Raw genomic sequence first — 22,902 nt, 5'->3', positions numbered from 1 at the left:
GGACGGGCATCGACCGTTTGCGTGCGTGCCCGTCGCCGGGCATTCAGGCCTTCGCGACCACGTCGATCCGCAGCGCGTCGCCGCCGTCGACGATCGCCAGCAGACGATCGACGTTCGGGTGTGCGCCCGGGCGGTTACGCGCGTCGGCGGTGTGCTCCGCGAACACGGCGAGGCCGTGCTCGGCGGCCTTCGCGTCGAGCGTGCCGAATGCCTGCTTCAGGTAGTTGTACACCGCGAGCGAACCTTGCTTGCCGGGCTGGTTCTCGATGCTGGCGACCACGTCGCCGTTCGCGCCGACGAGATCGATGCGCGCGACACCGTCGATGGCCGGCAGTTGCGCGAGATTGTCCTTGAATACTTGGGTCGGTTGAATCACTGAAACACTCCGTCGGTTCGGTCATGGGTCGATCGGCCCGTATCTTATCCGATCGACATGCCCGCTTCGCGCGCGCGGTCGATGTCGGGGCTGCGATACGCGCGCTCCGGAATCTCGGCGAGCCGTGACGCATGCACCTGATGCGGCGCGAGGCCATAGAACTTCTGAAAACTCATGATCAGCGGCGACCATTTGTCCGGATCGATGCGGTCGGGATGACCGTCCATCAGCAGGTCGGGATGTACGTGAACGCGCTGGATGCGCACCTCGAACACGCGGATGCGGCCGCGCAGGTCGGGTACTTCGTCGCCGATGCCGTGCGTGGCGGCGACCACCGCTTCCAGATGCACCGGACATTCGAGCGCGCGCGGCGGGGCGATGGTCTGCGAGGGCGTCTCGGTGAGCCCGGCGGTGCCGAACTTGTCCGGTTCGTACACGTAGCCGCGTGCCTGCTTCGACTCGGGCACCGGATGCGTGCCCGTCGTGCGCGCGATGCGGTCGACCGCCTGCGCCTGCGCCGCCGACGGCAGGTTCAGCACGCATTCGCCGGTGCGCATCAGGTTGTGCGTGGTCTGCGAGCTGGCGGCGAGCCCGAGCATGCCGCGCCAGCCGAGCCAGAACGCGGACGACATCGGCGCAAGATTGGCCGTGCCGTCCGGATTCAGCGTGCTGATCAGCACGACGGGCGTGCCGAAATAGAGGATGTTGGGTTCGGTGACGCGATGCGGGGCGTTCATGGCCTTTCCTTCGGTGACGGGATCAGTTCGCATGCTGATCGCGTCGCCGCCGCGCGGCGTTCCGATTCTTGTCGTGTCATTCGCGTGGCGCGGCGTGGCGCGGCGCGGCCGCCGTCGGCATCGCGCGTGCTTTTCCGCTACAGTGGGAAATCGAAGGTCGCATGTGCCGCCCACGCCGGCGCGCGGCGGCCACGTTCCGCAATTGCACACGAGGGACCGATGGACATCGAGCAACGCTACACCGCCAACGCGCCGACGCGCGCGGAAGTCGACGCACTGGCCGGTGCGACCGTCATCGAATTCGGCACGAACTGGTGCGGAATCTGCGCGGGCGCGCAGCCCGCGATCGTCGCGTCGTTTTCCGCGCATCCGGCCGTGCGGCACCTGAAGATCGAGGATGGCCCGGGTCGGCCGCTCGGCCGTTCGTTCGGCGTGAAGCTGTGGCCGACGCTGGTATTCCTGCGCGACGGGGTCGAAGTCGCGCGCGTCGTGCGCCCCGCCGATGCCGGTCAGATCGAGGCCGACGGCTTCGCCGCGCTCGCCTGAGGCCGTCGTCATGCAACAGGCCATCACGCATATCGGCGTCGACGCGCGCGGCAGCGGCCTCGTCGAGGTCACGCCGCAAGTGCGCGCATTCGTCGACCAGCAGGCAATCCGCACCGGGCTGCTGACCGTGTTCTGCCGCCATACGTCCGCGTCGCTGCTGATTCAGGAGAACGCGGATCCGTCCGTGCAGCGCGATCTCGAACGCTACTTCGCGACGCTCGCGCCCGAGGACGACACGCGCTACGAGCACGACACCGAAGGCCCCGACGACATGCCCGCGCATCTGCGCACGGCGCTCACGCAAGTGCAGCTGTCGATCCCGATCGAGCACGGACGCATGGTGCTCGGCACGTGGCAGGGCATCTATCTGTTCGAGCATCGTCGCGCCGCGCATCGGCGCGACATCGTGCTGCATTTGATCGGCGAGTAAGCGGGAAACGCGCAGCGGGCGGCCGGAACGCCCGTCACGCGTCGCGTCCCCGCTCAGCCGAGCAGCTTCTCGACGAGCGCGCCGAGTTCGCGCAGGTGAACGGGTTTCGGCAGGAATTCGTCGAACACCCGCTGGTTTTCGCGCAGCGCGGCCGATTCGTACGCGCTGACACCGAGGATCGACGGAAACTTTCCGTCGTCGTCCGGTTGCGCGACCATCCGGATGCGGTGCGCGACTTCGAAGCCACTCAGGTCCGGCAGTTCGAGATCGAGCACGACGAGGTCGTAATGCGTGTCGCCGAAACGGGCGATGCCTTCCTGCCCGGTGCCGCACAGATCGGCGTCGAGGCCGAGCGCCGACAGCATCGCGCCGAGCGTTTCGCGCGCGTTGTCGTTGTCGTCGACGACGAGCGCGCGGCGGTTGCGATGCGCGGCGACGGCCGGCCACGCGGGCGCGTCGCCGGTCGTTTCGCCGGCATCCGGCACCTCGGCCGGCAGCGTCACGACGAACTCGCTGCCTTCGCCGACGACGCTGCGCACGTCGACGTGGCCGCGCAGCGTCGTCACGATCTCGCGCACGACCGCGAGCCCCATGCCGATTCCGTCCACATGCAGGCCGACCGCGTCGTTCGCGCGGTAGAACGGCTCGAAGATCTTCGGCAGATGCTGCTTCGCGATACCGGCGCCCGTGTCCCGCACCGCGAGTTTCAGTTGGCGGCCGGCCGGTGCGTCGACGAGCATGATCGATACGTCGATCGATCCGTCGGCGGTGTATTTCACCGAATTCTCGATCAGGTTCGACAGCACCTGACGCAACAGCTTGCGATCGGAGCGGATCGCGAGGTCGTGAGGCTCGACGCGCTGCGCGACGGCGATCCGCTTGGCCGCGATCTTCTCGCGCAGCGGATCGAGCACCTCGGCGAGCAGCGACGCCATGCCGACCGTTTCGGTTTCGGCGAGGCGCTTGGTCGAGCGCAGCTTGATGTAATCGGTCAGATCCTTGACCAGCGCTTCGAGCGACGACGCGGAATTCTGCAGCCGCCGGATCGTCTTCAGGTTGGCGTCGGACTGCGGCCGCGCGAGCAGGATCTCGATCGAACCGCAGATCGCCTGCAGCGGCGTGCGCAGTTCATGGCTGACCATCCCGAGGAACGCGTTCTTCGCCTCGATCATCTCGAACGCGCGATCGGATGCCTTGCGCTCCGCATCGAGCGCCGCGTCCTGTCGTTCGAGCAGGTCGTCGCGCGTGCGCATCGTGTAGAACAGCAGCAGGAACAGCGCGCACAGGATCACGCCGAGGATGATGCCGAGCGACAGGATCGCCCGCTGCTTTTCCTTCAGCTGATGGAACGTGAAGTCGCGCTGCGCCATCTCGATCGCGCGGAAGTAGTTCGCGAGGCCGTTGACCTTCGGCCAGTATGCGTTGACGTCGTCGATCACGTGCGGCGCATCCTGTGGCGCGTTGCGCAGCAGCGGCACGTCGTGCTTCAGGCGCGCCATGAATGCGCCGAGCACCGCGATTTCGGCGCGCGCGCGCGGGATGCGCAACCAGTATTCGGACACTTCGGACGGCCGCTGCAGGAACCCGAACGACACCGACAGGCTGTCGAGCTGCATCTGCACGTGGTCGAAGTCGTCGTCCACGTGCGTCGAGTAGAGGATCAGCTGGCGGTCGAAGCGCGTGTAGGCGTTCCGGTATTGCGCGGCCGTCCAGAACACGCCTTCGCGCGGCCCTTCGAGCACGCCCTCGTTGACCGAGGTCGCGAGCAGGTCCCACAGCAGGAATGCCCACGCGGCGAATCCCAGGATCCACAACGATCCCAGGATGAGGATGATCTTTCTGTTCTTCCACCGCCCGCGCATCATGTCACGCGCTTACTTCACGGTCAGGCCGATGATCTGCCATGCGAACTTGGCTTCGCCGAGCGGCGTCTTCAGCTCGTCGGGATACTGGTCGCGCGGATACATGATCCACAGCGGGCCGTAGTTGTCGTTGCCGAACACCTTGCCGTTCATCGTGCGCGCGAGGATCACGCCGTACTTGTCGGCATCCGACACGGGGATCGTGAACGTGTATTCGTCGATGCAGCGGAACTCGATCTGCGTGCCGTGCGCGTCGACGGTCTTCAGCACGTCGGACAGGCGCGGGCCCGTGAAGGTGGCCTTCGGCGTCCAGCTCGTCGACGTGACGATCGTGTGCTGCGGCAGCGCCATCAGCGCCTGCTCGGTGAAGACGAACGTCGTCTTGCCGGGCTGGTTGCTGCGGCCGATCTTGCCGTCGACGGTGAACGTGAACGACGCGGCCCAGCTCGCGGCGGCCATGCCGAGCAGGCAGGCCGTGACCAGGCTCTTGACCCAGATGGTCGAAATTCGCATGTGTTTCCCCTTGATCGTGTTCGTGTGGTGGAGTTCTTGTCGTGGTCTCAGCTCGCGGCGGCGGCCGTGGCGGCCGGCAGCGCGATCTTCAGTTCGCGCGCGACTTCGGCGAACAGGATCGGCAGGCGCACCGGCTTTTCCTCGCAGCGCGCGTTGTAGTGCGACACGATGTGCGCGATTTCGTCCTCGCTCGCTTCGCCGGTGGAGATCTTGCCGGTCAGCAGGAAGATCGGCGCGCCGCCGTTCTCGCTCGAACGGATGCCGCGCACGAGCTCGGCGGCCGTCTGGTCGCCGAGCATCCAGTCGAGGATGTAGCCGTCGAAATCCTCGACTTCCAGCGCCTTGCGGAACGACGCGCCGTCATGGTACGGAATCGCGTTCACGCCTTTTTCGATGAAGTATTCGCAGACGGTTTCGGCGACGTCCCGCGAATCGTCGACGACCGCGATCCGCGCCGCGTACACGGTCGGCTGGCTCGAGCGCAGTTCGATGACGTCGACCGGATAGAGGCGGCCTTCGCGCGCGTGCTGGCGTTCGGTGACGATCCATTCGCCCTGCCACTGCAACGCGACGAAATCCGTTTCGGTCTGGCTGCTGGCCTTCGCCGAGATCGCCGCGCGGCAGCGGAAACGACGCGACTCGATCACGAGCGTCGCGTCGATCATCTCGGCGGCGGCTGGCTGCGTGCCCTTGTCGTCGAGCAGGATCGCGGGCGGCACGCCGAAGTGCGTCGCGATGTCCTGCAACTGCGACAGGTTCCACGGGATCAGGCCTTTCATCTTGCGCGTGACGACCGAGAAACTGAGGCCCAGCACGTTCGCGATCGTCGTGTTGTGACTGCGCGGCGGGATGCCGTTGCGCGTCAGCAGATCGCGCACCTTGGTGGCGGTGATGAGGTCGGCGTTGGCCTGCTCGCTATTGGGCATCTCGAAGGGGTCTCCTGGTTTGAGCGACGAAGAGCATATTCAAAAGTGACGCGATGCGCAAACTTTGAAATCGCGAATCACCTTGACATGCCATTTTTCTCCATTATTATTGCTCACCACGTCACTATTGTTTGTTGCGTCATGTTTGGAAGCCGGTGTCGACGACGGTCGGCCCAGCGAAAAGCGGCAACCAGCGCGTGACTGAACGATTCGAAGAGAGCCTGAGAGAGCCTTGGACTGCGTGTCGGCGTGGGTGAATTGTATTCGCCCCGCCGCGCGCAAGCCGGGTATGCGCTCGCGGCAAGATAGCGCGAAGCAGTGCGGCGCAAATGGATCGTGGGAGAAGAAACGACGGTTCGTCGTTTGCTGGCGCCGGGGCTGTTGCTGTTGGCCGCATGCGCGTGATGCGTCCGTCACCGGCAACATGGTGCGGATCTGCGATGACACCGGGTGTTCCGATCGCCCTAAAGATCAGGTTTCCTATCAAAAAAGGGCGATTCCGACGACGGCGACGGATCCGCGCATCGTTTCGTTGAAGCAGCCGTCGAAGGCCGCCTGCGACTTCCGCCTCGCGTTATTTCCGCGGCGCCGACGTCGCGCATGCGTCGCCGGTCTGCCGCAAGGCGAGATCAACCTTCCCGAAAAATCCCGCTATACGCGCTCAACGCCGGCACCCCGCCAAGGTGCGCGTACAGCACCTTCGACCCCGGCTCGAATTCCCCGCGCCGCACCTTGTCGATCATCCCGTGCATCGATTTGCCTTCATAGACGGGATCGGTCAGCATGCCTTCCAGCCGCGCACACAGACGAATCGCCTCCAGCGTGCCGTCGTTCGGCAGTCCGTATTCGGGCCCGGCATAGCGCGTGTCGAGCACCACGTCCTGCTCGTCGATATCGCGCCCCAGCCCGACCAGCTCGGCCGTGTGCCGGGCGATGCGCGTGATCTGTTCGTGCGTGCGCTCGGGCGTCGCCGACGCGTCGATGCCGATCACGCGGTCCGCGCGTCCGTCGGCCGCGAAGCCGACCACCATCCCCGCCTGCGTGCTGCCCGTGACCGAGCAGACCACGACGTAATCGAACTTGAAGCCGAGTTGCGCTTCCTGCTCGCGTACTTCTTCCGCGAAGCCGACGAACCCGAGCCCGCCGAGCGGATGCTCGGAACACCCGGCAGGAATCGGATACGGCTTGCCGCCCGCCTGCCGCACGCTTTCCATCGCTTCTTCCCAGCTGCGGCGAATGCCGATGTCGAAGCCGTCGGCGACGAGCCGCACGTCGGCGCCCATCATCCGCGACAGCTGGATGTTCCCGACGCGGTCGTACACCGGATCCTCGTAGTTGACCCAGTGCTCCTGCACGAGCACGCACTTCATCCCGAGATGCGCGGCGACGGCCGCGACCTGGCGGGTCTGGTTCGACTGCACGCCGCCGATCGACACGAGCGTGTCGGCGCCTTGCGCGAGCGCGTCGGGGACGAGGTATTCGAGCTTGCGCGTCTTGTTGCCGCCGAAAGCGAGGCCGCTGTTGCAGTCCTCGCGTTTCGCATATAGCTCGACCTTGCCGCCGAGGTGCGCGCTCAGGCGCTTGAGCGGCTGGATCGGTGTCGGGCCGAACGTGAGCGGATAACGGGGGAAACGTTGCAGGTTCATCGGCAAGCTCCGAAAGGCGGTGGGCGGGAATTCGAGTCGGTCGGGTGCGGCCGGCACGCCGTGTCCCGATGGAAAAATGATAGGCAGGATCCCGCGAAATGAGCTTGCGAAATAAGTACTGGCGACCTACGTTAACGATGGAATAGCGATCAGATAGTTAATTTTGATTCGTAAAATGTACGGGAAACGCAATGAAATTAGATCGTGGAAGCGCAGTGCCAGCCGAAACGGCGCCGGTGCTCGACCGCATCGACCGCGCGATCCTGCGGCAGTTGCAGCAGGATGCGTCGATCTCGAACGTGAGCCTCGCCGCGAAGGTGAAGCTGAGCGCGCCGGCGTGCCTGCGGCGCGTCGAGCGGTTGAAGGAGATGGGGTTGATTCGCGGCATCGTGGCGCTGCTCGACCCGAAGCCGCTGGGTGCCGGGATGCTGGTGGTGATCGGCTTCGTGCTCGATCGTTCGACGCCGGAGGCGTTCGCCGAGTTCGAGAAGGCCGCGCAGAAGGTGTCGGGGTGTGTCGAATGTCACGTGGTGACCGGCGAATTCGACTACTTCATGCTGGTGCGCACGCGCGACAACGAGAGCTTCAACCGCTTGCACGCGGAACAACTGCTGTACCTGCCCGGGGTGCGGCAGGTGCGCTCGTTCATGGTGCTGAAGGAGATTCTGTCGACGCATGCGCTGCCGGTGTAGCGCATCGCGATGTGGTCGGCCGCGCACGCTGCGTTGAACGGCATGCGGGGGCCAGCGGAAGGGGCTAGCGCCACTCCGCAGGGCAGCGCTTCGCGGAGAAAACGACTGGTGTGCGGGGATCTTCAGCGTGCGCGTCGAGCACGCGCGGACCAACCTGCGATGAGGCAGCGGGGCGGCGCGAACCGTTGACCGACGAATTGTCGGCGAGCGGTATCCCGCGCAGTTTCAGCAGCGCGTCGACCGCTGATCGGGCCGCCGTCGGTTGCACGGCCCGCATCGGTGACGCAATCAGGGACAATCTTCACGTCGCCTTAAGTTTGCATTTCCTAGAATCGATTGATCGCCGCGCGAGCGCGGCGAACCGATTCCTCAGGAGGATGCACGTGAAAGAACCCCGTGTCGTCGTAGCCCTGTTGCAGGCAGTCATTGGCACGTCGAAGCCGAACGCGCAACCGCGCAAGGTCGGCCGATGACCTGGCCGAACGCGTTGCGTGTCTCGGCACTGTTCGTGCGCGAGTGGGTCGGCCGCCCGGCCGCGGTGGGCGCGTTGTGCCCGAGTTCGCGGCATCTGGCGCGCGAGATGGCCGATGCGGTGCCGGACGGCGACGGACTCGTCGTCGAGCTCGGCGGCGGCACCGGCGCAATCACCGCCGCGTTGCTCGAACGCGGCGTCGCGCCACGGCGTCTCGTCGTGGTCGAGCGGTCGCCGGCGTTCGTGCAGCACCTGCGACGCCGCTTTCCCGGCATCTCCATCGTGTCGGGCGACGCGCGGCAACTCGAGCGGCTGCTGCCGCCCGACGCGGCGGTCGATGCGATCGTGTCCTGCCTGCCGCTGCGCACGCTGCCGCGCGAGGACGTGACGGCGATCGTCGGGCAGTGCGAGCGCGTGCTGTCGGTCGACGGCGTGATGATCCAGTTCACCTATGATTTGCGCGTGCCCGAGCGTCACCCGCTGCGCGATCCGGCATTTGTTGCCGACGCCAGCCGGATCGTGTGGGCAAATATTCCGCCCGCGCGCATCGTCACGATGCGCAGGGCCGCCATCGGACAGGTGGCGTGATGCCCGCATCGTGGCGCGCTTCCTTTCATCGACCCTGCGGATGCCGTCGGTCGCGGTTCAAGTCGCGGCGTCCGGCATGAAGGACACCGGGCGTCGAGGCGGTACACGTGTATCGGTGGATAGTCGGCGGTTGTCCTGTCAGCGTTGGCGGGCCGCACGCACGACCTGCGATGAATCACGTTGCGCCGCCACGTCGCCGGCACTAAGCAAAAAGCCCGCCGGCAGGCTTGCGCCTGCGGGCGGGCAAAGACACCACGGCAGATCCGCGCGGGTGTCGCGTGAAGACGGCGAAACGGGTCAGAACTTGTGGCGCAGCGCGAGTCGCACGGCCACCTGATTCGACGTCGACGACGGCGCGTCGGTGCCCGGGATGAAAGCCTGGTCGAGAATCGATCCGGTCTTGTCGCCGGCGATGTGCTGGTATGCGGCTTGCACGTACACGTCGGTCCGCTTCGACAGGTTGTAGTCGGCCATCAGCCCGACCGAGTGAATCTTCGGCTTCGCGTCGCCGGTCGACGCGTCGTATTTCTCGAGCGACAGCACGTACTGCGCGCCGACCATGAACGCCGGCGTGATCTGGTAGGCGCCGTTCACTTCGAAATTCTGGTACTTGATCGCGCTGACCGTCGCACCCGGCGCGATGATCGCCCCCGGCGTGCCGAGATAGCCGTTGCCGGTCGGGTTCTTGTAGTTCGAGTTCGTGTACGCGAAGCCGACCGTCGCTGGACCGAACGTGTAGTTGATGCCCGCGCCGAACACGCGCATGCGCTCGGCGATGTAGCTGGCGTCGTTCGCGGTGATCGCGCCGGCCGAACCGTCGCCGGGGTGGTTCGCCTGCAGGTACGCGGCGCCGATCAGCAGCCCGTTGTTCTGATATTGCGCGCCGAAGCTGTATGCGCGATTGTCCGAAAAGTTCGTGCTGTTGCTGAAGCTGTATGCGCCACCGAACTGGAAGCCGCCGAAGTTCGGACTCGCGTATTTCACCGTGTTGTCGAGGCGGAACGAGTTGTCGGTGTTGTCGTTGTCGAACGGGTGCGCGAGCAGGTAGCCGCCCCAGTTGCCATTGGCGGTGGTCGGCGCGAGATAGTCGACGACGGAATCGTACTGGCGACCGAAGGTCAGCGTGCCGTACTGCGCCTGGCTCAGGCCGACATAGGCCTGGCGGCCGAACATGCGACCGCCCTGGTTGAGCCGGCCGCTGTTGACGTCGAAGCCGTTCTCGAGCTGGAAGATCGCCTTCAGGCCGCCGCCGAGATCCTCGTTCCCCTTCAGGCCCCAGCGGCTGCCCTGCGCATAGCCGCTTGCCATTTCGTAGACGTGGCCGGTGCCGACGTTGTTCGTGTAGTTGAGGCCTTCATCGATCACGCCGTACAGCGTGACGCTGCTTTGCGCGAATGCGGGTGACGCGAAGGCTGCGGTGACGGCGAGCGCGGTCAGTTTCCTGTTCATTGAGATCTCCGGGGTATCCAGCTTGTATCGGTTGTCGTGAGCGCGTCTGGCGAGGCGCGTCCCGTCATCCTGGGCGAAGCGGCGCGGCGCGCGCGGCACTGGTCCGCGCGAGCGCGGCGGCGTGCCGACGGGCGGCGTCCGATCCTGTCTCCTCCGATGACACCGCGCATTGTTCCGAAGCCGAAACGGAACCGAAAGCGAGTAATTTCGATGGATGGAATCGGGTTCGTCGATGGGTGCGCCGACCGCTTTCGACCGCCGGTACGGCGTGCCGCGGCTGCGCGCCGGCGCCGGCCGAGCCGTTGCCGAACGCAGGCGCGACGCGCCTGCGCCGGGGCCGGCAGCGGCCCCGGAGAATCGGCCGCGAGGCCCGTTCGGCGGGCCTGACGCGGCAGCCGGAGATCGATTGGCGCGGCCGATTGCAATGATCGGAATTACTCGTTTCCCTAAACATATCGGCGGCTCGACCATGCAGGCTGACCGGACGTGGATGGATACGCGATTCGCCGGTCGCCGCGCATGCCGCGACGCATAAACAACAGATTCGATTTGGAGACGACCCACCATGCAGATTCGACGACTGAGAACGGTCCTTCTTGCCGCCGCGACGATCCTGTCCGCGCCCGCGGCCCATGCGGCCGGCGGCGCGTGCGCCGACGGCAAGACGGTCCATTTCGCGGGCATCACGTGGGAAAGCGGATCGTTCGCGACCGAGGTGCTGCGGCAGATCATGGAGAAGGGTTACGGCTGCAAGACCGACGTCGTGCCCGGCAGCACGGCGGCGACGGAAACGGCGCTCGCGCGCAACGATCTGCAGATCTGGGCCGAGCAGTGGACGGGCCGCAGCGAGATCACCGCAAAGGCCGTCGCGTCGGGCGCCGTGAAGCTGATCGGCGACACGCTGCCGGGCGGCACGACGGAAGGCTGGTTCGTGCCCGAGTACGTGGTGAAGGGCGACCCGGCGCGCAACATCAAGCCGATCGCTCCGGGGCTCGCGTCGGTCGACGATCTGCCGAAGTTCAAGCAGGTATTCGCCGACGAGGAGGAGCCGGACAAGGGCCGCTTCCTGAACTGCCCGACGGGTTGGGACTGCGAGCGCGTGAACACGCGCCTCCTGAAGGTACTGAAGCTCGACCAGTCGTACACGAACTTCCATCCGGGCACGGGCGCGGCGCTCGACGCGGCGATCGCATCGGCATACCAGCGCGGTGCGCCGATCGTGTTCTATTACTGGGGCCCGGCCGCGCTGATGGCGAAATACAAGTTCGCGGCGCTGAAGATGCCGGCCTATAACGAAGCTTGCTGGAAGACGCTGCGCGACGAGAGCAGCACGCATCAGTGCGCGTCGTCGTACATGGTGTCGCGGCTGACTGTCGGCGTGTCGAAGCCGTTCGCCGACGCGAACCCCGATCTCGTCGGCGTGTTCGGCAAGGTGCGCTTTCCGATGGATTTCCTGAATCAGACGATTCTCGAGATGACCACGAAGAAGGTCGACGGCGCGGCGATGGCCACGCAGTTCCTGAAGACGCGCCCGGACATGTGGAAGCAGTGGGTGCCGGCCGACGTCGCGCAGAAGATCGCCGGCAGCCTGAAGGGCGCGTAACCTGCGCGCGGCGGCGGGCCTGCACCCGCCGCCGCCGTCACGCGCCTTTGCGGCGCGACGGAGAATCATCATGAACGGCTTCTTCCTGCACCTGTCGATCGCCGACTGGGTCAACGGCGCGCTCGAGACGTTCGTCGCGCAATACGGCGACAGCTTTCATCACTTCAGCGCGCTGCTGTTGCGCTACCTGCTCGTGCCGCTCGAAGGCGCGCTGCGCGTTGCGCCGCCGTGGCTCGTGCTGCTCGTGGTCGGCGCGATCGCGTGGAACGCGACGCGCCGCATCGGCCTCGGCGTGCTCTTCATGCTGCTGCTCTACGCGATCGGCTGCTTCGGCCTGTGGGACAAGCTGATGCAGACGCTCGCGCTGATGCTCGTCGCGACGGTGCTGTCGGTCGCGATCGGCGTGCCGCTCGGCATTCTCGCGTCGCGCAGCCCGTGGCTGCGCCGGCTGCTGCTGCCCGTGCTCGACGTGATGCAGACGCTGCCGAGCTTCGTCTACCTGATTCCGGTGCTGATGCTGTTCGGGCTCGGCAAGGTGCCGGCCATCCTCGCGACGATCATCTACGCATTGCCGCCGCTGATCCGGCTCACCGATCTCGGCATCCGTCACGTCGATCCGGACGTGACCGAGGCCGCGCGCGCGTTCGGCACGACACGCTGGCAACTGCTCGTGAACGTGCAGTTGCCGCTCGCGCGGCCGAGCATCATGGCCGGCATCAACCAGACGACGATGATGGCGCTGTCGATGGTCGTGATCGCGTCGATGATCGGCTCGCGCGGCCTTGGCGAGGACGTGCTCGCGGGCATCCAGACGCTTGACGTCGGCAAGGGCACGCAGGCGGGCGTCGCGATCGTGATCCTCGCGATCGTGATCGATCGAATCAGCCAGGGCTTCGGCCAGGAACGCCGTGCGCGGCGGCGGCTTGCGCGGCAGCGCCGCGAGAAGGGCGCGTCGCGCGTGCCGTACCGGCTGCCGCGCAAGGCGGCGCCGGCGGGCACCGATTCGAACCAGCCGGCGCAATCGTCGCGCGCATAGCCAGGGAGGCACACATGGCGACCATCGAAGTCAAACACGTGTACAAGCTGTTCGGGCCGGAGGCGGCGCATCCGCGCGTGCTCGATCTGTTGCGCGCGGGCAGGTGCAAGGCCGACGTGCTGTCGGAAACGGGCTGCAACGTCGGACTGAACGACGTGAGCCTCGGCATCGCGTCGGGCGAGATCTTCGTGATCATGGGGCTGTCGGGCTCGGGGAAATCGACGCTCGTGCGGCACTTCAACCGGCTGATCGAGCCGACGGCCGGCGAGATCGTGATCGACGGCAACGATGTGATCAAGCTCGATCCGCACGGGCTGCGTGAGCTGCGCCGCTACAAGGTCAGCATGGTGTTCCAGAACTTCGGACTGCTGCCGCACCAGACCGTGCTCGACAATGCCGCGTATGCGCTGCGCACGCGCGGTGAAAACCGCCACGACGCGACGCAAGCCGCGCGCAACTGGCTGACGAAGGTCGGGCTCGACGGCTACGGCGAGCATTATCCGGACGAGTTGTCGGGCGGGATGCGGCAGCGGGTCGGCCTCGCGCGTGCGCTGGCGGCCGATACCGACGTGCTGTTGATGGACGAGGCATTTTCCGCGCTCGATCCGCTGATCCGCACCGAGATGCAGGATCAGTTGCTCGAGCTGCAGGCGACGCTGTCGAAGACGATCGTCTTCATCACGCACGATCTCGACGAGGCATTGCGCATCGGCGACCGGATCGCGATCCTGCGCGACGGCACGCTCGTGCAGGTCGGGACACCGGACGAAATCCTGTCGCGGCCGGCGGACGATTATGTGCGGCGGTTCGTCGAGAAGCGCACGAGTGTGAGCTGACGCGCGGTATCCGGTCACGCCGTCCGGTGCGCGGCCTTCGTCGGCACGCCCTCGCCGGCCGCGACGCCTTCGCCTTCGATTTCCAGGCCCGGGACGTCGGATGCGCCGGGCGGCCTGGTCGTACGACCCCTTGCGTTGCAGCACGTCCGGGCCGTTGACGCCGGCAGCGAGCGGGTTACTTCGTGCCGAGCACGCAAGCGAGCGGATGCGACGGCACGCCGTTGCGATGCACGGCAACCGAGGCGAAACCGGCTTCGGTCATCAGCCGCGCCAGCTTCTCGGGCCGGTATGCGTCGTAGGGTGTCCGCCCGAGGTCGCGGACGGTGATCGCGACGATCCCGCCGCGCCTGACGACGCGGTGCAATTCGCGCAGGCCGCGTGTTGGCGCCGGCCAGAAATAGATGCAATTGATCGAGAATGCCTTGTCGAACACCTCGTCGGCGAACGGGAGCGCATCGACGGAACCGAGCGCAAGCCGCACGCGACCCTGGTCGATCGCGATGCGGTTCAGGCGCCGTGCGGCGGTCAGCATGGTCGGCGAATGATCGACGCCGGCGATGCGGCAGGACGGCGCCGCTTCGGTGGCGAGCCGGATCGCATCGCCGGGGCCGAACCCGACTTCGAGTGCATGCTCGTCGTCCGCGATCGCCAGCAGCGACAGCGTCCATGCGTTGTCCGGCCGGTTGTGCCGACGCATGATGCGGCCGACGATCCGGCCGATCACGCCACGCGGCAAGCCGGCTTGCCCGAGATGAGTCTTCATGGTGTTTGCCCTCCGGTTCGACGACGAGCAAGCAGCGTGCCGCCGCCGCGACGTTCGGGGAGCACGCGCAAGGCCGGTTGCCGCGGCGGCGTGGCGGCGTGACCGTGGCGTCAGGGCGTGATCGCTTCCCTTTCGTGCATCCGCGCGCCGGCCGCTTCGCCTCGCAACGCATCCGCCAGAATCAGATCCGCGCCTTTCTCCGCGACCATCATCGTCGGCGCGTTGATGTTGCCCGACGTGATGTTCGGGAACACCGACGCATCGACGATCCGCAGCGCCTGCAGTCCGTGCACGCGCAGCGCCGCATCGACCACCGACGTCGTCGCGTCCGGCCCCATCGCGCACGAGCCGCAGAGGTGATAGATCGAGCCCGACTGCTCGCGGAAATACTGGAGCATCGCTTCGTCGGAATCGACCTGCGGCCCCGGCGAGATTTCCTCGACGGTCATCGACGTCAGCGCCGGTGCGCGCATCAGCGCGCGAATCACCTTGCTGCCCTGAACGGCTTCGTCGAGATCCTTTTGAGTGGTGAGCGCGTTGATGCGAATCTTCGCGGCATCTTCCGCGCGGTTCGACGCGATCTCGATCGTGCCGCGGCTCGTCGGCCGGCACGGGTTGAACGCGATCAGGAATCCGGAATAGGGTTCGGGCTTGATGCTCGCGCGATCGTTCTTCGGGATCCGGTACGACAGCGGGTTGAAGTAGAGCTGGATATTCGGCTCCTGCGCATCGGCCGTCCCGCGGAAGAAGCCACCCGCCTGGTTCACGCTCATCGCGAGTGGGCCGCGCCGGGTCAGCAGGTAGCGCAAGCCGATCTTGAGCTTGCCGAGGAGCGTACCCATCTCGTCGTTCAGCGTCGGCCGGTTCGCCTTGAAGTAGAAGCTCACGCACAGGTGATCCTGCAGGTTGCGGCCGACGGCCGGCAGCGCATGCACGAGCGGCACGCGCTGGCGCGCGAGCAGCGCCGGATCGCCCACCCCCGACAGTTGCAGCAGCTTCGGCGTATCGACCGCGCCAGCTGCGAGGATCACCTCGCGCGCGGCGGCGAGCGTTTCGTCGCCGTGTTCGCCCGCGACGATCACGCCGGTCGCACGCGTGCCGTCGAACGTCACGCGCCGCACGAGCACACCTGAGCGCAGTGTGAGGTTCGAACGGCGCAGCGCGGGACGCAGGTACGCGAAGCTGCTGGAGCAGCGTTCGCCGTTCCTGGTGTTCAGGTCGTAGATGCCCGCACCCTCGAACTGCGCGCCGTTGAAGTCGTCGGTGTGTGGCAGGTTCAGCTGCGCGCAGCCCTTCAGGAACTCATGGATGATCGGATGCACGTCGGCCTTCATCGACGTGATATGGATTGGCCCGGTCGAGCCATGATGCTGCGGATCGGTCGCACCGGCCGCGTGTGTCTCGAGCTTGCGGAAATACGGCAGCACGTCGTCGTACGCCCAGCCCGGATTGCCGGCCTTCGCCCAGTCGTCGTAGTCGCTGCGCTGGCCGCGCACGTAGACCATCGCGTTGATCGAGCCCGACCCGCCGACCACCTTGCCGCGCGGGCAGTACAGCTTGCGATTGGCGAGCTGCGCCTCCGGCTCGCTGTAGTACATCCAGTTGTAGCGGCGGCTGTAGTAGGTCTTCGTGAAGCCGATCGGCACCTTGAACCAGAACGACGCGTCGTGTTCGCCCGCTTCGAGCAGCAGCACCGAATAGCGGCCCGATTCGCTCATTCGGTTCGCGAGAATGCAGCCGGCCGAACCCGCGCCGACGATGATGTAGTCGTAGGTCATGTTTCGTCCTTCGCGGTCAGCCCTTCGCGGGCGCGAGATCCTTCACGTCGACGGGGTGTTCGCCCATCTGCAGGTGAAGCCGTTCGCCGGTGTACGGTGCGTGACGGCGCACGACGTCCATGTCGAGCTCGATGCCGAGGCCCGGCTCGTTCGACGGGATGATGTAGCCGTCTTCCCAGTGGATCGGCGTTTTCACGACCTGCGCATGGAAACCGCCCCAGGTCATGATGCTTTCCTGGATCAGGAAGTTCGGCGTGCAGGTCGCGAGCTGGATGCTCGCGGCCGCGCCCACCGGCCCGTTGTAGAGGTGCGGCGCGACCTGCGCGTAATGCACTTCGGCGAGCGTCGCGATCTTCTTCGCTTCGAGCAGGCCGCCCACGCGTGCCACGTTCAGCTGCAGGATCGATGCGCCGCCCGCCTGCAGCAGCTTGTGGAATTCGTACTTGGTCGTCAGGCGCTCGCCGGTCGCGATCGGAATCGACGTGTGCTTCGCAACTTCCGCGATCGCTTCTTCCTGCCCCGGCGGCACGGGCTCTTCGAACCACAGCGGGTCGTACTTCTCGAGCCGCTTCGCGAGCCGGATCGCCGACGACGGCACCATCTGCCCGTGCGTGCCGAATAGCAGATCGGCCTTGCTGCCGACTGCGTCGCGCACGCGGCGGCAGAACAGCTCGCAGCGGTCGAGCACTTCCAGCGACAGCTGATGGCCCGAATAAGCCGTGTACGGACCGGCCGGGTCGAACTTGACCGCCGTGAAGCCGAGCTTCACGTTTTCGGCCGCGCACTCGGCGGCGAGATCGGGATCGTCGTAGTCGTATTCACCGTTCGCGTTTTTCGGATACAGGTACGTGTACGAGCGCAGTCGTTCGTGGATCCTGCCGCCGAGCAGCTCGTGCACGGGCTTGCCGGCGGCTTTGCCGATGATGTCCCAGCACGCCATCTCGAGCCCGCTGACGACGCCCATCATCGTGAGATCCGGTCGCTGCGTGAAGCCGCTCGAATAGGCCTGGCGGAACAGCCGCTCGACGTGGTGCGGATCGTGGTTCAGCAGGTAGCGCTCGAACACGTCGTCGATGATCGGGCCCATCGCCTTCGGATGGAACGTCGCCGAATAGATTTCGCCGACGCCTTCGATACCGCAATCGGTCTTCAGCGTGACGAAGATCCAGTACATCCCGCCAATGTGCGGCGGTGGTACGGCGACGATATGGGTGTCGAGTGAAACGATCTTCATACGGACTCCTTGGTGCGGTCGAGGCGATGTTTGAGGAGCGCGGCGGCGCCCGCGCCGCACAGCGCGATGGCCGCGATATAGCCGAAATAGAGCTGGTAGCCGTGCGCGCCGGGCCAGGTCTGCGTGACATAGCCGTTGATCAGCGGCACGAACACGTCAGGCGAATAGCCGAGCACCGAGATCAGGCCGATCGCGAGACCCGCGCAGTGCTCGGGCACGCGGCATTCGTCGAGCAGCGACCAGTAGAGGCCGCGGATTGCGTAGGTGAGGATGCCGATGAACAGCACGAGCACGACGAGCATCGCTTGCGGGCTGTGCGGCGGCGCGGCGATCAGCCCGACGAGCGACAGTGCCGCGAGCACGAGTGCCCAGAACAGCACGGACACCTTCGATACGCGATCGCCGAGGAAACCGCCGCCGATGCCGCCGACGGGTCGCATCCACAGCTTGAGCGTGGTGATGAAGCCGGCCGCCGTCGCGGTAAGCCCGAAATTGCCTTCGTGCAGATAGGCCGAGAAGCTGTAGGTCGCCCAGAACACCTGGTAGCCGCAGAACACGATGGCGGCGACGAGCCACAGCTCGGGGATCGCCGCGAGTGTTTTCAGGTCCGTCAGCACGTTGCCCCGGCGGCCGCTGTCGCGACGGCGTTGCGCTGCCGCCCCGCGATCGTCCGCGTGTGCCGGATCCTTCACCAGCGCGAGCAGCACGCCCAGCGCGATGCAGAAGAACGCGTACAGATGCACGACGAGCGTGAAGCCGGCCGCGTCGGTGCCGCCGCGTGCCTGCGTCACGTATGCGAAGAGCGTGATCGCGATGGTCGCGAGCAGCGCCTCGACGAGCCCGCGTCCGCCGTCCAGCAGCCCGAAGAAGCGGCCCTGTTCGTCGGGACCGGCGATCATGTTCACGCGCTTGATCACGGCCGCCCAGAACGTGAGGCCGGTCGTCAGCCCCCAGCCGCCGAAGATCAGCACGAGCGCGTTGAACGACGGCCCGGTCGCATAGACGAGACCGAGCGCGCCGGTCGCGAGCAACGAGAAGCAGATCAGCCAGCGCGGCGACAGGCGGTCCGCGAGCCAGCCGCTCGGCAGATAGCTGACGAGGAAGATCGTGCCGAGCGACGAGTACAGATAGCCGAGCTGCACGTCGTCGATACGGAAGAATTGCAGCATCGTCGGCTGGTATACCTGCCGCAGGTACAGCATCGGATAGATCGCGCCCGCGGCAATCACGAGCAGCAGCAGTTGCAGATAGCGTTGCGCGCGCGACTCGTGCGCGGCGCCGGGCGACGCGAGCGACGCGACGGGCGTCGACGGTTGGATCGTCATGGTGTCTTCCTCCATCAGGCGTTCCGGATGCGGACGCCTGCAGATTCGTTATGTGTCGTTCGATCGTTGGGGGCGGCGCGCGGCGTGGTGTCGTGGCCGCGCGTGCCGGAAATGGACCCGGGGGCGAGCGTCAGTACTTCATGACGACGAGGCGCGTCTGCGTGAATTCGAGCATGCCGTGCTTGCCGTCGTCGCCGCCGAGACCCGAACGTTTCCAGCCGGCGTGGAAGCCCTGGTACGGATCTGCCGGCGTTCGGTTCACGTACAGCTCGCCGGCTTCGATCGCGTTCGCCACCTTCATCGCGGTGCGGTAGTTCTCGGTGTAGAGCACCGACGACAGGCCGAACTGGTGGTCGTTCGCGAACGCGATGGCCTCGTCGATCGTCGCGTAACGCAGCACGGGCATGATCGGGCCGAAAGTTTCCTCCTGCACGATTTCCATGTCCTGCCGTACGCCGGTGAGCAGCGTGGCAGGGTAGAAGAAGCCGGGACCGTCGGGGATCGCGCCGCCCGTTTCGAGCGTTGCGCCGGCCGCGATCGCGCGTTCGACCATTCCGTGAATGTGCGCGCGCGCCGATGCGCTCACGAGCGGCCCCATCCGCGTTGCGTCTTCCGCACGGTCGCCGATTCGCACGGCCGCCATCTTCTCCTTCAGCAGCGCGACGAAACGGTCGTGCACGCTGTCGTGCACGTACACGCGCTCGATCGCCGTGCAGAGCTGGCCGCAGTGGGTGGTTTTCGATGCGACGAGCGCGGCGGCCGCGCGCTCGAGGTCGGCGTCCGGCTTGATGATCGCGGGCGTCTTTCCGCCGAGTTCGAGCGACGGCTTCGCGATGTTCGCCTTGCAGTAGTCGAGCACCTTGCGACCCGCGTTCACGCTGCCCGTCAGCGTGATCATCCCGACTGCCGGATGCGTGCACAGCGCTTCGGCCGTCGCGTGGTCCATCGTCAGGATGTTGACGACGCCCGGCGGGAAGCCGGCTTCGTCGACGGCCTTCGCAATCTCGAACGCCGACACCGGCGTATGGTTGCTCGGCCGCACGACCACGGTGTTGCCGGCGATCAGCGCGGGCGCGATCTTGCGCAGCAGCGTGTAGACGGGGAAGTTGAACGGGATCAGGCACGCGACGACGCCGATCGGCTCGCGCTGCAGGAAGAGGTTCTCGTCGGGCGTATCGCTCGGGATGATCTCGCCCTCGATCCGGCGCGCCCACTCGGCGTGATAGCGCGTGATCTGGCCCGCGTAGACCGCTTCGTTCGCTGCGTCCTCGACGCTCTTGCCGGATTCCTGCGCGAGCGTCGCGCCGATGGCGGGCGCGCGTGCGGTCAGCGCGTCGGCAAGCCTGTGCAGACAGGTCGCGCGTTCGGCGCTCGGCAGCTTGCGCCACGTTTTCTGCGCGACGGCCGCGGCGGCGACGGCCGCGAGCGCGTCGGCCGGCGTCGCGGCCGGCACGCGCGCGAACGGTGCTTCGGTGGCGGGATTGTGGACGGCGATGGTCGCGTCGTTTTCCGGGGCGACGAAACGGCCGTTCACGTAGTTGCGTTCGGTACGCATGAAGTGGCTCCTCCGATGGGTGCGGGCGGATCGCTTCTAGCGGCGAAACGCGCGGCACGGGACGGAAGCCATTCTGCTCATGCGTTTATCGCACGACAAACGACTTATTTTCGCGCCGTGCATGAGAAAAATGCACGTTACTCCACCGATCAGCCGGAATCGTCCGTCCGGCAAGACTGTCGTGGCGCGCGCCGGGGCGCCGGACGGTGACGGGGCCCGGTTCACACGGGGCCAGGTGCGCACGGGCGCGGAAGCCGCCCAGGTCTCGCCTGCGACCGGGGCCGAGGCTCGATGGAGGGCCAGGCGGGGACGGATCGCCCGTCAGGCCAGCGGCACTTGCGGCAGCGGCGACGACGGCTCGAGATGGCGCTTCGCGAGCCATACTTCCTGCTGGAGCCAGTCGCGGAACTGCACGATGTGCGGCAGGTTCGTCTGTTCGGGCCGCGTGACGAACCAGTACGACTGGTGACCGTCGACGTGCACGTTGAGCACCTGCATCAATTGCCCGGTCGCAAGTTCGCGCGCGACCATGTGGCGGTCGGCGATCGTGATCCCGAGGCCGTCGATCGCCGCGCGGATCGCGTGGTCGAGCAGGTCGAATTCGTAGCCGCCGCGCGTGTCGACGTCGGCGATGCCGGCGGCCTTCAGCCAGTGCTGCCAGGTCAGGTAGCGCTGGTCGTCGGTGGCGAGCACGTGCAGCAGCGTGAAGCGATTCAGGCCGATCGGCGCGCCGTCCTGCCTAAGCCGCGCATAGAGCGCGGGGGCGCAGACGGCGATATGCTGCTCCTGCATCAGCAGTGCGTTGTCGAAGCCGTCCCATTCGCCGTCGCCGAAGCGGATCGCGCAGTCGAGCACGCGCGATTCGCCGAGGCTGTCGTGGATGCGCGTCGTGAGGCTGAGCTCGAATTCCGGATGCGCGTCGCGCAGCCGGCCGAGACGCGGCACCAGCCAGCGCGCGGCGAAGGTCGGCGGGACGTTCGCGCGCAGGCGGTTCAGGTGGGTTTTCTCCTGCAGGCCGCGCACGGTCAGCTCGATCTTGTCGAACGATTGCTGCAGCGCGCGCAGCAGCACACGCCCGGCCGCCGTCAGCTCGAGCTGGTGATGGCGGCGCTCGAGCAGCGTTTCGCCGAGCTGGCTTTCGAGCTGACGCACCTGGCGGCTCACCGCGCTCTGCGTCACGTTGAGCAGTTCGGCGGCGCGCGTGAAGCTGCCGGTGCGGCCGGCCATCTCGAAGGCTTTCAGCGCATTCAGCGCCGGCATCTTGCGTCTCACGGGGCGGTGTCGTTTTGGTGCGGGATGCTCATTGTAGGCGGGGAGACGACGAGACGGGAACGCCGAATGCGGCGGCCGCGCGCGCAACGGATATCGGGGTTTTCACGGCCTGCCGGGGCGCGCGCTTTTCTGCGATAAAGCTGCGCTCGAGATTGCTGGCAGGCCGACTGGCAGCCGGACGAAAGACGGAGAGGGACACACATATCATGCGACGCCTGCCATCGTTGATCGCGTTGCGGTTTTTCGAGGAGACCGCGCGTCATCTGAGCTTCAATCGCGCGGCGGTTTCGCTATGCGTGACACAAGGCGCGGTGAGCCGTCAGATCCGGTTGCTCGAGGACGCGCTCGGCGTGCGGCTGTTCGAGCGGGATCACAAGGGCGTGCGCCTGACGGAGGCCGGCGAGCGGCTGCTGCCGTTCGTCGGGAAGGCGTTCGATACGATCGAGCGCGGCATCGGCGGGATCGCCGTCGCGCGGCCGGACGCGAAACGACGTCTCACGGTATCGCTGCCGCCGACGTTTGCCACGCAGTGGTTTTCGCCACGACTTGGCACGCTCGCGGAGGCACTCCCGGACGTCGAGCTGTCGATCCGCACCGAGCCGGCCGACGATTGTCATTGCCATATCCGTTTCGGGCGCGCGGCGCGGCCGGGTATGCAATCCGAACTGCTGATGATGGAGCGGCACGCGCTGGTCGGTGCGCCGCGTTATCGCGGCGATACGCTCGAGGCGCTGTTCCGCAGGTTGCCGTCACTGCATGTGCTGCACGAGGGCAAGCGTTTGACGCTGTGGGCCGACTGGTGCGAGCAGGCTGGCGTCGCAGTCGAGCGGATTGGCGACGGCATCGAATTCTCGACGCTCGAACAGGCGATTCGCGCGGCCCGCAAGGGCGCGGGGCTTGCCGTGGTCGACCTCACCATGATCGAGGAGGAGATCGGCGAGGGTAGCCTCGTGCGGTTGTCGCCGGTACAGCCGATCGGTCCGTTCGGCTATTGGCTCGACATCGCGCCGGAAAACGCGGTGGTCGAGCATGTGGGCGCATTCGCGGCGTGGCTGCGGGCGCAAGCGGCGAGGAAGGGGTAGGCATGTGGACGCCGAGCGTGAGACGTGTCGAATAGGGCGACCGCCCGGCGTAACCGGGCGAGCGCGCGCCTCGACGCCCGGCCGCCTCCTCCAGCGCCGAATGCTTCGTCCGGGGCGCCCACGCGATCGGCACGATCTTCCCGGCCGGCAGCACGCCGGCCAGCACGAACCTCGTCGCGCG

The 22,902-nt window shown here is 66.5% G+C and carries 22 protein-coding genes and 1 pseudogene; 10 read left to right on the top strand and 13 right to left on the bottom strand.

The genetic code is table 11. The annotated features are described in order from the left end of the window. Window positions 1–43: 43 nt before the first annotated feature. On the bottom strand, window positions 44–376 hold the full coding sequence (locus WS46_RS28800; RefSeq protein WP_059533687.1) for a DUF2322 family protein: 333 nt from the start codon (window positions 374–376) through the stop codon (window positions 44–46). A gap of 44 nt (window positions 377–420) precedes the next feature. Further along, a complete protein-coding gene (locus WS46_RS28795; RefSeq protein ID WP_059692536.1) occupies window positions 421–1,113 on the bottom strand; it encodes a flavin reductase family protein in 693 nt (230 codons plus the stop codon). Window positions 1,114–1,332: 219 nt separating this feature from the next. On the opposite strand from WS46_RS28795, the gene WS46_RS28790 reads away from it, so the two are divergent. Beyond that, complete coding sequence (locus WS46_RS28790) at window positions 1,333–1,659, top strand: thioredoxin family protein (RefSeq protein ID WP_059533691.1); 327 nt, start codon at window positions 1,333–1,335, stop codon at window positions 1,657–1,659. Between the two features lie 10 nt (window positions 1,660–1,669). Further along, on the top strand, window positions 1,670–2,089 hold the full coding sequence (locus WS46_RS28785; protein WP_059692535.1) for a secondary thiamine-phosphate synthase enzyme YjbQ: 420 nt from the start codon (window positions 1,670–1,672) through the stop codon (window positions 2,087–2,089). 53 nt (window positions 2,090–2,142) lie between these two features. On the opposite strand, the gene atsR is transcribed toward WS46_RS28785, so the two are convergent. From atsR to WS46_RS28770, 3 genes are read right to left on the bottom strand one after another with little or no spacing between them, the layout of a single operon-like run. Next, on the bottom strand, window positions 2,143–3,954 hold the full coding sequence (gene atsR, locus WS46_RS28780; RefSeq protein WP_059533693.1) for a hybrid sensor histidine kinase/response regulator AtsR: 1,812 nt from the start codon (window positions 3,952–3,954) through the stop codon (window positions 2,143–2,145). 9 nt (window positions 3,955–3,963) lie between these two features. Beyond that, the gene (locus tag WS46_RS28775; protein ID WP_059692534.1) at window positions 3,964–4,464 is read right to left on the bottom strand and encodes a molybdopterin-dependent oxidoreductase; all 501 of its coding nucleotides are present in this window, start codon (window positions 4,462–4,464) and stop codon (window positions 3,964–3,966) included. Between the two features lie 47 nt (window positions 4,465–4,511). Beyond that, a complete protein-coding gene (locus WS46_RS28770) occupies window positions 4,512–5,390 on the bottom strand; it encodes a helix-turn-helix domain-containing protein (protein ID WP_059533697.1) in 879 nt (292 codons plus the stop codon). Between the two features lie 336 nt (window positions 5,391–5,726). Here WS46_RS28770 and WS46_RS36810 point away from each other — a divergent pair. Further along, a pseudogene (locus tag WS46_RS36810) lies at window positions 5,727–5,998 on the top strand (sel1 repeat family protein); the annotation flags it as partial. A gap of 21 nt (window positions 5,999–6,019) precedes the next feature. On the opposite strand, the gene WS46_RS28765 reads toward WS46_RS36810, so the two are convergent. Then, complete coding sequence (locus tag WS46_RS28765; RefSeq protein WP_059692533.1) at window positions 6,020–7,036, bottom strand: 1-aminocyclopropane-1-carboxylate deaminase; 1,017 nt, start codon at window positions 7,034–7,036, stop codon at window positions 6,020–6,022. Window positions 7,037–7,227: 191 nt separating this feature from the next. On the opposite strand from WS46_RS28765, the gene WS46_RS28760 reads away from it, so the two are divergent. The 3 genes from WS46_RS28760 (at window position 7,228) to WS46_RS28755 (ending at window position 8,788) form a co-directional block, all read left to right on the top strand. After that, the gene (locus tag WS46_RS28760) at window positions 7,228–7,728 is read left to right on the top strand and encodes an Lrp/AsnC family transcriptional regulator (RefSeq protein WP_059533702.1); all 501 of its coding nucleotides are present in this window, start codon (window positions 7,228–7,230) and stop codon (window positions 7,726–7,728) included. 185 nt (window positions 7,729–7,913) lie between these two features. After that, window positions 7,914–8,201: a hypothetical protein gene (locus tag WS46_RS35700; RefSeq protein ID WP_156443200.1), complete on the top strand. Its 288-nt coding sequence runs from the start codon at window positions 7,914–7,916 to the stop codon at window positions 8,199–8,201. Next, entirely contained in the window at window positions 8,198–8,788 is a 591-nt protein-coding gene (locus WS46_RS28755) for a class I SAM-dependent methyltransferase (protein WP_059692532.1), read from the top strand. The genes WS46_RS35700 and WS46_RS28755 overlap by 4 nt, the downstream gene beginning before the upstream one ends. A 297-nt stretch (window positions 8,789–9,085) precedes the next feature. On the opposite strand, the gene WS46_RS28750 is transcribed toward WS46_RS28755, so the two are convergent. Then, entirely contained in the window at window positions 9,086–10,237 is a 1,152-nt protein-coding gene (locus tag WS46_RS28750; protein WP_059692531.1) for a porin, read from the bottom strand. A gap of 565 nt (window positions 10,238–10,802) precedes the next feature. Between WS46_RS28750 and WS46_RS28740 the strand changes: the two genes are divergently transcribed. From WS46_RS28740 to WS46_RS28730, 3 genes are all read left to right on the top strand, one after another. Continuing rightward, window positions 10,803–11,840 (top strand): ABC transporter substrate-binding protein, encoded by a 1,038-nt coding sequence (locus WS46_RS28740; protein WP_059692529.1) that lies wholly within the window; start codon window positions 10,803–10,805, stop codon window positions 11,838–11,840. Between the two features lie 70 nt (window positions 11,841–11,910). Beyond that, on the top strand, window positions 11,911–12,876 hold the full coding sequence (locus tag WS46_RS28735) for a proline/glycine betaine ABC transporter permease (protein ID WP_059692528.1): 966 nt from the start codon (window positions 11,911–11,913) through the stop codon (window positions 12,874–12,876). A 14-nt stretch (window positions 12,877–12,890) separates the two neighbouring features. Beyond that, on the top strand, window positions 12,891–13,712 hold the full coding sequence (locus WS46_RS28730) for a glycine betaine/L-proline ABC transporter ATP-binding protein (RefSeq protein ID WP_059692527.1): 822 nt from the start codon (window positions 12,891–12,893) through the stop codon (window positions 13,710–13,712). 175 nt (window positions 13,713–13,887) lie between these two features. Here WS46_RS28730 and WS46_RS28725 read toward each other — a convergent pair whose 3' ends face one another. The 6 genes from WS46_RS28725 to WS46_RS28700 form a co-directional block, all read right to left on the bottom strand. Next, window positions 13,888–14,475 carry a class I SAM-dependent methyltransferase gene (locus WS46_RS28725; protein WP_059692526.1) on the bottom strand — a complete coding sequence of 196 codons (588 nt, stop codon included), beginning with the start codon at window positions 14,473–14,475 and terminating at the stop codon, window positions 13,888–13,890. Between the two features lie 110 nt (window positions 14,476–14,585). After that, window positions 14,586–16,253 (bottom strand): GMC family oxidoreductase, encoded by a 1,668-nt coding sequence (locus WS46_RS28720; protein ID WP_059692525.1) that lies wholly within the window; start codon window positions 16,251–16,253, stop codon window positions 14,586–14,588. A 16-nt stretch (window positions 16,254–16,269) separates the two neighbouring features. Next, a complete protein-coding gene (locus tag WS46_RS28715; RefSeq protein ID WP_059692524.1) occupies window positions 16,270–17,487 on the bottom strand; it encodes a mandelate racemase/muconate lactonizing enzyme family protein in 1,218 nt (405 codons plus the stop codon). Continuing rightward, on the bottom strand, window positions 17,484–18,812 hold the full coding sequence (locus tag WS46_RS28710) for a nitrate/nitrite transporter (RefSeq protein ID WP_059692721.1): 1,329 nt from the start codon (window positions 18,810–18,812) through the stop codon (window positions 17,484–17,486). Before WS46_RS28710 ends, WS46_RS28715 begins: the two co-directional genes overlap by 4 nt. A gap of 130 nt (window positions 18,813–18,942) precedes the next feature. After that, window positions 18,943–20,367, bottom strand: a complete 1,425-nt coding sequence (aldA, locus tag WS46_RS28705) for an aldehyde dehydrogenase (RefSeq protein ID WP_059692523.1) — start codon at window positions 20,365–20,367, stop codon at window positions 18,943–18,945. 321 nt (window positions 20,368–20,688) lie between these two features. Beyond that, window positions 20,689–21,627 carry a LysR substrate-binding domain-containing protein gene (locus WS46_RS28700; RefSeq protein WP_059692522.1) on the bottom strand — a complete coding sequence of 313 codons (939 nt, stop codon included), beginning with the start codon at window positions 21,625–21,627 and terminating at the stop codon, window positions 20,689–20,691. 218 nt (window positions 21,628–21,845) lie between these two features. Between WS46_RS28700 and WS46_RS28695 the strand changes: the two genes are divergently transcribed. Continuing rightward, the gene (locus tag WS46_RS28695; protein ID WP_059692521.1) at window positions 21,846–22,721 is read left to right on the top strand and encodes a LysR substrate-binding domain-containing protein; all 876 of its coding nucleotides are present in this window, start codon (window positions 21,846–21,848) and stop codon (window positions 22,719–22,721) included. The last annotated feature ends 181 nt before the right edge of the window (window positions 22,722–22,902 follow it).

Origin of the sequence: Burkholderia sp. RF4-BP95 (assembly GCF_001521985.1) — a bacterium.
GTDB classification, from domain to species: domain Bacteria; phylum Pseudomonadota; class Gammaproteobacteria; order Burkholderiales; family Burkholderiaceae; genus Burkholderia; species Burkholderia diffusa.
Note: the sequence above shows the minus strand (reverse complement) of the source record. Positions and strands in the feature narration are given on the sequence as shown.